Annotated in this window: 10 protein-coding genes; 9 read left to right on the top strand and 1 reads right to left on the bottom strand. The window is 36.9% G+C overall.

The features are described 5' to 3' along the window. Positions 1 to 211: 211 nt before the first annotated feature. Positions 212 to 5,854, bottom strand: a complete 5,643-nt coding sequence (locus tag MJQ71_RS20000) for a beta strand repeat-containing protein (RefSeq protein WP_238808718.1) — start codon at positions 5,852 to 5,854, stop codon at positions 212 to 214. Positions 5,855 to 6,283: 429 nt separating this feature from the next. Here MJQ71_RS20000 and MJQ71_RS19995 point away from each other — a divergent pair, with 429 nt between their 5' ends. The 9 genes from MJQ71_RS19995 to MJQ71_RS19955 form a co-directional block, all read left to right on the top strand. After that, complete coding sequence (locus MJQ71_RS19995) at positions 6,284 to 6,532, top strand: hypothetical protein (protein ID WP_238808717.1); 249 nt, start codon at positions 6,284 to 6,286, stop codon at positions 6,530 to 6,532. Between the two features lie 1,195 nt (positions 6,533 to 7,727). Further along, positions 7,728 to 7,943, top strand: coding sequence for a hypothetical protein (locus MJQ71_RS19990; protein ID WP_238808716.1), 216 nt, complete (start codon positions 7,728 to 7,730; stop codon positions 7,941 to 7,943). A 53-nt stretch (positions 7,944 to 7,996) separates the two neighbouring features. Further along, positions 7,997 to 8,578 (top strand): AraC family transcriptional regulator, encoded by a 582-nt coding sequence (locus MJQ71_RS19985; protein WP_238808715.1) that lies wholly within the window; start codon positions 7,997 to 7,999, stop codon positions 8,576 to 8,578. A 39-nt stretch (positions 8,579 to 8,617) separates the two neighbouring features. Further along, on the top strand, positions 8,618 to 10,873 hold the full coding sequence (locus MJQ71_RS19980; RefSeq protein ID WP_238808714.1) for a PAS domain-containing hybrid sensor histidine kinase/response regulator: 2,256 nt from the start codon (positions 8,618 to 8,620) through the stop codon (positions 10,871 to 10,873). Then, the gene (locus tag MJQ71_RS19975; RefSeq protein WP_238808713.1) at positions 10,873 to 11,307 is read left to right on the top strand and encodes a response regulator; all 435 of its coding nucleotides are present in this window, start codon (positions 10,873 to 10,875) and stop codon (positions 11,305 to 11,307) included. The genes MJQ71_RS19980 and MJQ71_RS19975 overlap by 1 nt, the downstream gene beginning before the upstream one ends. A gap of 114 nt (positions 11,308 to 11,421) precedes the next feature. Beyond that, positions 11,422 to 11,982, top strand: a complete 561-nt coding sequence (locus MJQ71_RS19970) for a helix-turn-helix domain-containing protein (protein ID WP_238808712.1) — start codon at positions 11,422 to 11,424, stop codon at positions 11,980 to 11,982. A gap of 118 nt (positions 11,983 to 12,100) precedes the next feature. Beyond that, positions 12,101 to 12,412 carry a hypothetical protein gene (locus MJQ71_RS19965; protein ID WP_238808711.1) on the top strand — a complete coding sequence of 104 codons (312 nt, stop codon included), beginning with the start codon at positions 12,101 to 12,103 and terminating at the stop codon, positions 12,410 to 12,412. Positions 12,413 to 12,557: 145 nt separating this feature from the next. Further along, complete coding sequence (locus tag MJQ71_RS19960) at positions 12,558 to 12,782, top strand: hypothetical protein (RefSeq protein ID WP_238808710.1); 225 nt, start codon at positions 12,558 to 12,560, stop codon at positions 12,780 to 12,782. A 4-nt stretch (positions 12,783 to 12,786) separates the two neighbouring features. Beyond that, a partial coding sequence (locus MJQ71_RS19955) for a hypothetical protein (protein ID WP_238808709.1) occupies positions 12,787 to 13,087 on the top strand: 301 nt, incomplete at its 3' end.

Here is a 13,087-nt window from a genome sequence, read left to right as displayed (position 1 = left end):
TAATTGTTCATATTTTTTCTAATGCCGAAATAAATGAGGTTATAGGTTTTCATGACTTTTATAAAAAATATATTTAGGACTTTCTTAGTTTGAATTTCGATTGATTTTATTTAATTAAAAAAGCGTCAGGGACGAACCACACTCATAAATGTCCGATGGAAGAGGTTTATTTATTAGAGGATTTGAAAAATATTAGTTCTGAAGTATCATTTCAATTACACCCCCCCACGACTGCATTAAATACTGTTCCGTTATCAGCCTTAAAACCTGCATTTAGTTGAATTGACGTGGCTTTATAATCAACTTTGGCCGTGCCAGTTACTTTATTGGTAGCCGTTATGTTACCATTTACACTCGATGCTGTTTTCAGAATTATCCCCGTTGAATAATCATCAGTTGGGCTTGTGAGGGTTACTAAAGCTGCATTTGAGTTGACATTTACAATGGTGCTTGATGAAGTGCTGCAACCATAACCATTAGTAACTGTAGCTGTATAGGTACCAGCATTATTAACAACAATACTTGGTGTTGTTGCTCCACCAGGCAACCAAACAACGGCATTGACAGGCGATGTAGCAGGTGCTTCCCAAGTAGGGCTGTTTACCAATGTTCCATTATTGCCATTCCCAGTAGCATCAGCAGTGGTTGTGCCCGAGCCTTCATCAAACTTATAATAGGCTACCAATCCTGTACTATTGGTCGGAATCGTGCTGTTCATATTGGTCAGCATTTGGGCCGGAGTTCTTACAATATTCCAAAGTCGTAACTCATCCATGCTACCATTAAAATGATTACAGATACAATAAGTGGGTTGTTGTCTGCCAATATTCATTTCCAGTGCATCTTGTGAAAAAGTAACTGAGGCAGTCCCTGCAGCTACTCCATTGACATAAAAAGTAAGTATACCTGCGTCGAGGGTAATAGCCACATGCGTCCACGTATTTTCTGAAACGGTACCCGTTGAATAAGACCATACTCCTGTATTTTTTGTGTAAAAACCCATTTTCAAGGTATTCAACCCCGAACTTAAAGGGTCAGGATTCAGCATCCATAAAAAGTCGTAATCGCCTTTATCTACAATTGTTACATTTTGCCCTGAGTACTTTACCCAAGCTTCCATCGTAAATGTTGCTCCCAAATTGATACTGGCACTATGCGGAACGCTAACGTATTGACTACTCGTTTTTACAAAATTTAACGCATTATTATTACCTACATTTGAATTTAAGGTAACAGAGCCACCATTACAAAACGTGGTTGGTCCGCTGGCTGTAATGGTTGGAGCGGTGGGAATGGCATTTACCGTTATTGTACCGGTTATCGTTCCTGTTGTGCAAGGGCCGCCAGTCAAGGGGATAATGTAATTAAACGTACCCGATGCAGTTGGCGTACCGCTGATAGTGAGCACATTGGTTGCCCAATTTGCACTTACACCTCCTGGTAAGCCGGTGACAACGCCAATGCCCGTGGCACCGGTGGTGTTATAAATAATAGCGGTTATTGCCGTATTGATACATACCGTTTGGTTATTGGTACCCGTAGGGGAACTAAGGGTAACAGAGCAATTTATAAGCTCATCCGCTCCGATATCTGGAGTTGTTGCACTACGCGTTTCACAATCACAATCATTTGTAATACCTTCTAAAGGTGTAGCCAGCGGCTCAAATGTAGTTAAATGAAGATTACTAAGCGGGTTATTAAATAACGGATCTGTCTCTATTGAATTGGCATCATTGGCAACTGCAGCAGCCCATCCAGCCAATGTAGCATAACTGGTACCAGCAGCTATACCTAAAGATCCCGAACGAAATCCACCATCGTTGGTGCCTGTGCTCCAGAAGGCATTGTAATTGGAATTGAGGTTGGCAAACGTAGTGCTTACCATACCTATTGCATAGCTTTTGGCATCTGCACCACCACCTGAGGCAATTTGAGTTGTATATAAAATATTGTTTCGTAAATCAACTGTAGGGTCAGTACCGGTAATGGCAATACCATAAGATGGCGATTGCACTGTTACGGCACCCCTGTCACCTGTCATAGAAATTGAATTAAAGTACAAACGGGTATTTGCCCCTGCAGCTCCAATTACGTAAATACCTGCAAGTATATCTGGTGCTGTTGAAGGAGCTATTACACCTGTTATCATATTATTATAGATGGTGTTTGCACCCGAATTACCTCCTGCAACAGTAATACCTGCCGCTGAAAAACCAGTGGTATTTAGGCTGGCAACACCATTAATTTTGTTGTTGGCAACCACTGCATTCACCACTTCTCCCGAAGTGACATTTGTAAGGTCAATGGCCTGAGTACCAAGAGCTATACCTATTGCATCTGCACTTTCGTCGGTTTCGATACCACCAATGCTGTTATAGGAAACTTCAATACCATCATTGTTGAATAATATGATGCCTACCCGCCTGATGCGGTTGGTGGTAGTGGCTGAAAGTTCGTTACGGATTATTTTACTGCCCGTGTTGCGGTTGGCGGCACTGCTACCGGCATTATAAATACCAAAAATAGTCCTTCTTACACTGCAGTTGTCTATGGTAATATTGTCATTATCTGCCCCGGTAGTACCCATTGTATTACCACCCACAGCAATACCAATCAATGTGGTTGTGGGGTCCTGCCCAAGGATATTCACATTTTTAACGGTATTGTTCTGTGCACCATTTACACCGGTTGCTATAGATATTACACCAGCCGATGTACCCACGTTAGTATTGGTAATGGTCAAATCCCTGATAGTTGCATTTCCGCCCACAGCACAGGGACTGGCAATTGAGCTGGCAGATGAACCATCAATGGTAATAAAATCGGCATCCAGCAATACAATGGCAGGGCCATTCATGTTACCTGTAATGGTGGTTCCCGCAGCAGCAGGCCTTATGGTAAGTGTATTGAAGTTACTGGCAAACGGATTGGCTCGCAGGGTATCGGAAGTGTTTGTATATGCTGCATCAATCAAGCTGAATACAACCGGACCACCCAGACAACTGTTGTTGTATGCATTAAACGCCGCTGTAATTGTGGGGTAATCTCCTGTAGCACCCACTGTATATGTACCGCTGATAGTGCTCACCACATTGTAATTATTTGGTGTTGTTGGGGCTGTGGTAACTGTATTAACATTTGTAGCTACCAGGCCTGCACCTGAGTTTGAACCAATATTTGGTGTTGGCACAATATCCTGTGCAATGACATAATACTGTACGTTGTTGCTAATGACCAAACCGCCCATATCGGCTGCAACAATGGTAAAGTTCCAGGTACCGTTGGTGGCAGTTCCACTGGCCAATACACCTTGCGATGAGAACCAGGCACCCGCATTTTTGCGATAGTAAATCCTGGGCTGCAATGCACCCGCTGTAGGTACACCAGAAACGTCTGTTATGGTAACGCCGTTAAGTGTCCTGTTGGCTGTATTGCAACTAAACCCTAAAGGGGTATAAGTGATTACGGGGGGGGCTAAATCAACCCCAATAAAATTACCAGCATCAGCACCAATATCAACTGGTGTTAAACCAGCCCTTGTTTGCCCGTCATAATCATTCACTACACCCACATCAACCCCATTGCCCTCTGCTACTGTAGCAGAGGTTGGATGGAGATGCAGGTCAGGTGTTGCATTGGTGGGGTCAATGTATAGAGGGTTGCTTTCAAAGCTTACAGCATCCTGCCCAACAGCCGTTTTCCAGGCCGCAAGATTGGCTACATCTAAAGAATTGAAAAATCCAAATACTCCACCGGTTCCGTTGGCAAAATAAATGTTGTTGTTAATGGTTAGGCCGGTTGGATTGGGAGTGGTACCATTTATTTTCACTGCATAGTTTTTACCTGTTGCCCCGCTGTTACTTCTTGCATTAAAGAAAATATTATCTTGGAAACTGCGGGTAATGGTAGTTTGGGTTCCGTTAAAGGCATAAGATGCCCCCACACCTGCTGTTGGGGCCCCGCCTATATAAACACTGTTATGAAAGAAACTATTTGTTCCCAGGACTTCGTTAATACCATTAACACCGCTCACGTTCGAGTTGCTGGCAGCCGTACCAATGGCATTGGTAATGCTCGCACCAATGGCAATCATATTGTTAAGAAAGGTGGTAGTACCACTCCCAACCCTGATTCCATTTACTTCTGCAGTTGTGCTGTTTGTTGCAGACGTCAGGCTGTGAATCAGGTTACTTTCCACGACATTTCCAGTTGCACCTGTAAATTGAATACCTGTTACAACCGTAGCTAATGTAGTATTGGTGTTGCTCAGGTTAAAAATCGTATTCTGTACTGCGTTGTTAACCGGCGTTGCACCGATAAAATCAATACCCACAACCGATGCGGCTGTTGTTGTTCCGGTTCCGCCTGCATTCGTAAGATTTCTGATTGTATTATTAGAGACTGTTGCAAAAGACGTTGAAATAAAAATACCAGCCACCTGTGCACTCGCTGCCGTTGACGTACTTTGAATGGAATTGGCTACGGTACCCCCAATCGTGTTTCCATTCAGGGTAGTAGTTACCGTTGACGTAGTATTTACACGCAAACCATAAGCATTGGCTGCTCCTGTACCCGCATTGGAAGTCGTCATCCCTCCAATTAAATTGTTGTTTGCAGTCCAAGTATCACTACTGAAATTGAAGAAACCCATCATATCAGCGGCACCTGCAGAGTTTGTTGCATAAACCAATGAACCTGTTGCTGACTGGCTTCCGATAGTATTGCTGTTTGTATTTGCCACACCATTGTTTATGTAAATGGCTATGAAAGGAGAAGCGGAGCTTACACCACTTGATGTAACACCGGTTACACTAACGGCAGCAACCGTATTATTATTAATGTTGGAAACTGTACCTGCGGTAATACCATTGAAGACTATGCCACGGAAAGTACCGTTGGAACCTGTCAATGTGTATATTCCAGTTTGTGTATTTGAAGCATAGCCAACAATATTCCCCGTAATGGTAAATCCCTGTGCACCGCTATTGGCAGTTGTGTTACTAATATTTATTGCATTATGTTGAGCACCTGTAGTCCATGTTCTGGTTTCCGATTGATAAAAGCGGTTATTGGTAATACTCCATGTATTACAACCACCATTAGTGGAAATTCCGGCACTGGTTACTGCTGCTCCAAAATAGTCGTGAATGTCATTGTTATTGATGGTGATACCACTGTTACCGATGGCCGTAGTGGTAGTAGAACCATTGCCCAATATGGCTTTAGTAGGCAGGTTGGCACCAGAAGGGCCGATATCACAATTGGAAATGGTATTGTTGTCGTTACCGTTTGCTGTAACGGCATCAATTGAGAAAATGATTGTAGCACCATTGGTGGATACAGAAGCATTGCTGGCACCTTTAATAGAACATCTTGTAATGGTGTTAGAAGTGGCACCGCCAACAAAACGTAATGTACAAGTTCCCGATGTAACTGACACGGTAGTGTTTTCAATAGTAAGCGAATTCCCTCCAGTATTTAATCCATCAAAAGTTACATTATCGGCACCATTTAAATCAATCATTGGCAACCCCGCAGTTGCAGCACCAGTAATTGTTCTTGCAGCCCCACCATTTGGAGAAATGGTAATAGATGTGTAAGAAGCACCACCCGTCCCACTGGCATTAAGAATTGCACCACCAGCTGGCTCAGCAGTATTGCCAACAATACTTACCGTAACCACACCAGTATGTGTGCCTAAATTAATGGCGGCAAATGCAGACGATAAATCTGCGTAAGAACCAGCCCCGGGATTAACAGTAACGTTTTGCGAAAACGTAATAAAACTTACCATAATGGCAAGCATCAGAAGTAGCATCTTCATCATATTACAATATTCATTGGAAGTTGTCATTGAAATTTTATAAATACCTAGCTTCAACTAATATTTATATTGATAAAAGAAAATATAAAATATTTGTTACCGTATTTTTTCATGGGTAAATCAAAAATGAGTTATTAGCAAGGTATTAAACAAACCTACAAAAATCATGGCAAGTCTCAAAATTATAATTACTCTCTCAGCCCGACTTGTAAGCAGATTTATTGCTCAAAAGTCAGTTATCTTTTAAAAAAAGAGATATTAAAATCAAAAGGTTTCGTAATGTCATAATCAAATGAATAGAAGGTCGAGTTAAATTTAGACTGGAACGTTATAAAACTGGTCTTGATTTTTTTAGTTTAAGTGGTCTGTTCATGGAAGGATTGGAAAGCAAAAGGCAAAAAAACTTATAACTTAGAGTTGGTACATAAGAGTTATTCGGCCGTATCAAACAGCGTTAAAATGCTTTCAGGCCTTGGTGAAAGTTATATTCTTCACGATATTCGACACTCAAAAAAAATGGATTTACCCAATTGTAGGGTTTCTTTTTCATCTGGGACCATTTATACGATACAGCCAAGGTATATTTTACCTTATTGGAGTGGTACGACCACAAGTTGTAAAAATGGTTTATTGCTGTCTTCCTTAGATAGTGTCTTAAATTGTTATGGTGAAAATCAAGAAAAATGGCTTATTGATTACATCAAATAGGGAATTTGTATATATTCTTGCAACAAAGCTTTGTGGCTAAATGGGATATGCAAAATATAGGGATTAACTCATGTGAGTTTTCAACGTTTAGGTTTCACAATACAACTATTACAACTTCTATGAAACCTCATGAACTCCATATTTAGCTAAACCTACTTTTTGGGCGATACATTCAACATTAAATATATAGGATTTATATATGTACATTTTCAGAATCCAATGGTTTAAAAAGTTACGACTTTTTGAACCCAATGATAATATAACTATTCATAGAAAATCACACCATAGAAAATATTATTTGTATATTTAATCTTTATGAAACGAAAATAAACTGCTATCCACAGAAAAATTTGCAATTATCGACTACACTTTTTTTCTTTACAAATCTGTTATCAGATTAATTAAATTTCATAAACACCTTGATTATCATATATTTATATCATATATGTCAAGCTAAATTAGTAGCATATGTTATGTAATATAAGTACCCTTATGTTTATGATGAAAATATGTGTCTATTTTTATAAAAAAACGATACTCTGCTTTAAAACAATGAACTTCCTTTAAAATTTATTTGAAGTTTTAGATTCATACTTTAACTATTTAACATAATTCTCCTTATTGAACCTGAAAAATCTGTTGTTTTGTAAGGTTATTATTAAAAAATAAATCTAATATTTATATTGTTCCCTTTTTTAGGTTGTGGTATTTGTTGCGATTTCTTTATCTCTTTATTCAAAAACTGTAGATGCTGACTCTCCATTAAACCTAAAAATATTTGAATGTTTTCCTATTTTCGTGTTTCTATTTAACTTTCAATATATTCTTGCCTATCTTCTTCAAATGCGATTGTCATGGGCATTCTATGATAAGAAGGTATGTAGTTTATCAGAAGTCGTGACGTTCGTCCATTTCCATCAACAAAAGAACTGTTTTTTAAATACTAAATTCAATATTTTGTTTGATCTTTTTTCAATATTTCGTTTGGACTACTCCATTTCGCAAGTTTAAAGCCTACTTTCTTCTCATTTTGTTCGTACAAAAACTTCTTCCGCTTTTATTTCTAAAAACCACCCAAATACCCAAATGTGTGAATTATGTAAACAATTTTAAGAATTATATAAAATTTAAGCTATTAATATCCTCACCTTTACGCCATCTATACAAGTAAAGCTGCCTATAAAAATAAAACAGCATGGAGACCCCAGAATCGGAAAAATCAAAAGCCCATATTATTGTCGAAATAATTGAAAATTTACCAAAAATGGTTGTTAGCAAAACAATTATTAGAAAAACAACTGTATCCGCTTCCAAAACGAAAAGGAATGATTATTCCAACTCACGCATATCACATTTTCAATGCAAACGAACAGTTCAAAAAGATTTCAACGGTTATCAAAAGTGGGTGTGAGGATTAATCAAACTTCGGAAGAATTAATGATTTTTAAATTTGATGGTTAAAGCATGAAACTATATATCAAATACATGGTCAGTACTCGTTGCAAAATGATGGTGAAAGAGGTATTGAAAAAGCTTAAACTCCACTTTATCGTGGTTGATTTGGGTGTTGTAGAAATTATGGAAGATATCTCAGATATACAGCGAGAACGACTAAAAAAAGAATTGTTAGCTGCTGGCCTTGAATTGATGGACGATAAAAAAGCAATGTTGATTGAAAAAGTCAAAAAAGTCATCATAGAAATGGTTCATTACGCTGATGAATTGCCTAAAACAAATTTTTCTGATTTTATAAGCACAAAGCTAGATCACGATTATACTTACTTGGCAAACCTTTTTTCGGAAGTTCAAGGAATGACAATCGAACAGTTTATTATTTCGCATAAAACCGAACGCATCAAAGAATTGATTATTTACGGAGAGATGAATATTACTGAAATTGCCAATAAAATGAATTATAGCAGTGTTGCTCATTTGTCAAGCCAGTTTAAAAAAGTTACGGGACTTTCTCCCTCACATTTCAAACAATTGAAGGAAAAACGACGCATTCCAATCGAAAATATTGGTGATTTTAATGAAAGCAACTAAATTATGAAAACCTATTACCACTAAAATATAATCATAAAAATGATAAAATCGGACGAGTTAATCATTGCCAATAAAGCACTTGCTTTTCAGAATAAAGAAAAGGAAAAACGTGCTAATGAGTTAATCATTGCCAATAAAGAATTGGCCTTTTTGAACGTAGAAAAGAAAAAACGTGCTAATGAATTAATAATTGCGAAAAAAGAATTGGCGTTTCAGAATATAGAGAAAGAAAAACGTGCCAATGAGCTAATCATAGCAAATAATGAATTAGCATTTCAGAATCAAGAAAAAGAAAAACGTGCAGCAGAATTAATCATCGCAAATTATGCTCGGAGTCTCATAGAAGCGAGTTTAGACCCACTTTTTACGATTAGCATCAAAGGTAAAATAACCGATATGAATAACGCCTCGGTCAATATTACAGGAGTTTCTCGTGAAAAATTAATCGGGACTGATTTTTTCAACTATTTTACTGAACCAAATAAAGCCAGAAAGGGCTACCAAGAAGTATTTGCCAAAGGATTTGTGGCTGATTATCCGCTCACTATTCGAGACCATAAATTGACCGATGTACTATTTAATGGCTCAGTTTATAAAGACGAACAAGGGAAAGTTTTGGGTGTTGTGGTGGTTGCAAGGGATATTACAGAGCAAAAAAGAATTGAAAAAGAATTGATTGAAGCCAAAGTTTTTGCCGAACTAGCCACGGCAATTGCCGAAGAAGCTCAAAGTAAATCTGAAATAACCAGAAAAATTGCAGAAGATGCCGTAAAAGCCAAACAGCAATTTTTGTCAAACATGAGCCATGAAATCAGAACTCCGATGAATGCGATTATTGGTTTTACAAAAGTAGTACTAAAAACAGATTTGTCGGCCAAACAAAAGGAATACTTGACCGCCATTAAAATGAGTGGCGATGCTTTAATTGTATTAATCAATGATATTCTCGACTTAGCAAAAGTTGATGCAGGAAAAATGACATTTGAAGAAATCCCTTTCCGTTTGGCTTCTTCAATCTCGGCGATGTTGCATTTATTTGAAACAAAAATTCAAGAAAAAAACCTAAAATTAATCTCAAAATACGACAAAAACATTCCTGTTGTTTTGCTCGGTGACCCCGTTCGTTTACACCAAATAATACTTAATTTGGTAAGTAATGCCGTAAAATTTACTACAAAAGGACTAATAACTGTTAGCGTTGACCTAATCAATGAAGATTCAGAAAATGTAATTATTCAATTTTCGGTTACAGATACGGGTATCGGAATTCCTCAAAACAAAATCAGTAATATTTTTGATAATTTTCAGCAAGCCACCAGTGGAACGGCTCGTTTGTATGGCGGAACTGGATTAGGTTTGGCTATTGTCAAGCAATTGGTAGAACAGCAAGGCGGTAAAACCAGCGTACAAAGCAAAACAGACGAAGGCTCTACCTTTAGCTTTTGCTTACAATTCCGTAAAACCAAAGCCGATGCCACATTTGTTAACGAAATTATAGAATTAGATACCGAAATTAAAAACATAAAGGTATTAGTTGTTGAAGACATTGCTCTTAATCAGTTGTTGATGAAAACGCTTTTAGATGACTTTGGTTTTGAATGTGACATTACCGCCAATGGAAAAATAGCCGTCGAAAAGTTAGCAACCAAATCGTATGATATTATTTTGATGGATTTACAAATGCCCGAAATGAATGGCTTTGAAGCAACCGAATATATCCGCAAAAAAATGAATTCAAGCATTCCGATTATTGCTCTAACCGCCGATGTAACAACCGTTGATTTGGCCAAATGTAAAGCCGTTGGAATGAATGATTACATAGCCAAACCTTTGGATGAACGGTTGTTGTACACCAAAATAGTGAGTCTTTTGAAAAACTCTTTTAACATGAAAAAAACAACGAACGAACATCTCGAAAGTGATGCAAATACAAAGATAAAATGTACGGATTTGAGGTATTTAAGCCATCGCACAAAGTCTAATCCGAGGTTAATGTCAGAGATGATTTCGCTTTATTTAGAACAAACACCGCCATTAATTGATGCGATGAAAAAAAGTCTTCAAAATAATGATTGGACTTTATTGCTCTCGGCTGTTCATAAAATGATTCCTTCATTTTCAATTATGGGCATCAGTCCAGATTTTGAAAATATGGCAAAAAAAATACAAGAATATGCCAACACGCAACAACAAGCTAACGAAATTCAAGAGTTGGTTTTTAAACTCGAAAATGTTTGTGTACAAGCTTGTGAAGAACTAGAAGAAGAATTATTTAAAATTAAAAATCCTAAATAATGAAAAACGGAACAAAAGTAAAACTATTTTTAGTTGATGATGACGCTGTATTTTTGAAATCACTAGAAATAGAATTCTTACAACACGCCGATTTTGACGTTGAAGCATACGCAACTGGCGAACACTGCGTTGAGCATTTATCAAACAATCCCGATATAATAATTTTAGATTATCATCTTGATGGTATTGATAAAAATGCCATGAATGGACTCGAAACATTGGATAAAATCCAAGAATATAACGCCAAAATACCTGTAATTATCCTTTCTTCACAAGACAAAATAGATGTGGCGGTTAATTGTATGCACCACAAAGCTTTCGATTATGTCATGAAAAGCGAAACCGCTTTTATGCGTTTACAAAAGATTATTAACGCTATTTTTCGTTACCAAAAAATGGAAAAAGAACTAAATTGGTACATGGAAAGAATGTAGTATTTGTAAAAAATATAAGTATTAACTACTTAAAAAAGATTGTTTTTAGGTTAAAAACAGCTTCCACCATTTACGTTGAGTTGCTGCATCGTAAATTAAATTGATGGATAAAACATGAAAATCTATATCAAATACATGGTTAGCTTGAGGTGCAAAATGCGGGTCAAAGAGGAATTAGTAAAACTCGGACTTCATTTTGTTAATGTTTCGCTAGGTGAAGTCGAAGTCATGGAAAATATTAGCCCCCAACAGCACGACCAATTAAAAGAATCTTTATCAAAATCTGGACTTGAGCTAATGGACGATAGAAAATCAATGTTGATTGAAAAAATAAAAAATGTAATTGTTGAAATGGTTCATTATAAAGACGAATTACCAAAAGTTAATTTCTCTAATTATTTAACCGATAAATTGCATTATGATTATACTTATTTGGCCAACCTTTTTTCAGAAACAGAAGGGACAACCATCGAACATTATATACTTCGGCATAAAATTGAGCGAGTAAAAGAATTGATTATTTATGATGAAATGAATCTGACCGAAATTGCTGCCAAACTACATTATAGTAGTGTGGCTCACCTTTCCACCCAATTCAAAAAAGTAACTGGTTTAACACCTTCTTTTTTCAAGTCGCTGAAGGACAAAAAACGTAATCCGCTTGATAATGTGTGAATTATGTAATACTTTCTAACAATTATGTAACACTTCTTTACCAAAAGAGACGCACCTTTGTTAAGTGAAAATTATTTCACACTTGCTCCGTCAATATCGGAAAACTAATAACAACTTGATGAAAAAATATAGCCTTTATATATTAACAATCGTATTGTTGTCATTGATGCCAACCCTCTTGAAAGCCGAATCAAACGCAACATTCGCTGATAAAACCAAGAAAGCCGAATCGGCAGAAGCCAACGTTTTGATTAGTCGATTGAACGAAATAAAAGCAATGGATAAGTCAAAAATGACATTCCAAGAAAAGAAACAATTACGCAAAGAGGTTCGTACGTTGAAAACAAATATCGCCCAAATTGGTGGTGGTGTTTATCTTTCAGTCGGAGCAATCATTGTGATATTACTGCTCTTGATACTTTTGTTGTAAATTGTATATTGTATCCAAAAAGTGAATGTAAATAGTGAATAAAGTAGTTGGTAAGTGGTTTAATTTTAGTGGTAAGTTCAAATCGCTTTTATAAGTTTTATGTAAAAGCGATTTTTTTTCTATTTAAAAACTTCTAATAGAATGTATGAAAACCGAAAAAAAGCTTAATGCTGATATTTTAAAAATTACGATGACAATTCAAGAAAATTTTCCTGAATTATCAAAATATATCGTAGAAATGCCCATTTCGGCTCCAGACATTGCTACACCACAAATCAATATAAAAATCCTTGAAGAGTATCACGATTCACTGGCAACTTTACTGAAAGATTATGCGGTAAATCATGGAAACACAACAAAAAAACCTTAAAAAAATGACCAAAGCAAAATATTTAGGTGTTTGGATGGACCATTCTATTGCCTATTTGATGGGATTTTCAAATAATCCAACTGAAACAAAAATCATTACCTCCAAATTTACGCACGAAGAAAAAGAGCATAGTTTGAATAAAAGCGAAAACCTGATGCACAATAAAGAACAACATCAACAGGCCGCTTATTATAAAAAACTTGGTGAGGAAATTCGTCATTTTGATGAAGTGCTACTATTTGGACCAACCAACGCCAAAGTCGAATTGATGAATTTACTAAAAAACAATCATTTGTTTGATAACA

It is taken from the genome of Emticicia aquatica (assembly GCF_923079645.1).
GTDB classification, from domain to species: domain Bacteria; phylum Bacteroidota; class Bacteroidia; order Cytophagales; family Spirosomataceae; genus Emticicia; species Emticicia aquatica.
The sequence above is the reverse complement of the archived record's forward strand: the minus strand, read 5'-3'. Positions and strand labels throughout refer to the sequence as shown.

Bases quoted from the DNA above. Each gene is read 5' to 3' on its own strand.
- MJQ71_RS19965 (WP_238808711.1), top strand. From the start codon at position 12,101: ATGAAAAAATATAGCCTTTATATATTAACAATCGTATTGTTGTCATTG.
- MJQ71_RS19970 (WP_238808712.1), top strand. From the start codon at position 11,422: ATGAAAATCTATATCAAATACATGGTTAGCTTGAGGTGCAAAATGCGG.
- MJQ71_RS19985 (WP_238808715.1), top strand. From the start codon at position 7,997: ATGAAACTATATATCAAATACATGGTCAGTACTCGTTGCAAAATGATG.
- MJQ71_RS19980 (WP_238808714.1), top strand. From the start codon at position 8,618: ATGATAAAATCGGACGAGTTAATCATTGCCAATAAAGCACTTGCTTTT.
- MJQ71_RS19960 (WP_238808710.1), top strand. From the start codon at position 12,558: ATGAAAACCGAAAAAAAGCTTAATGCTGATATTTTAAAAATTACGATG.
- MJQ71_RS20000 (WP_238808718.1), bottom strand. From the start codon at position 5,854: ATGACAACTTCCAATGAATATTGTAATATGATGAAGATGCTACTTCTG.
- MJQ71_RS19995 (WP_238808717.1), top strand. From the start codon at position 6,284: ATGCTTTCAGGCCTTGGTGAAAGTTATATTCTTCACGATATTCGACAC.
- MJQ71_RS19975 (WP_238808713.1), top strand. From the start codon at position 10,873: ATGAAAAACGGAACAAAAGTAAAACTATTTTTAGTTGATGATGACGCT.
- MJQ71_RS19990 (WP_238808716.1), top strand. From the start codon at position 7,728: ATGGAGACCCCAGAATCGGAAAAATCAAAAGCCCATATTATTGTCGAA.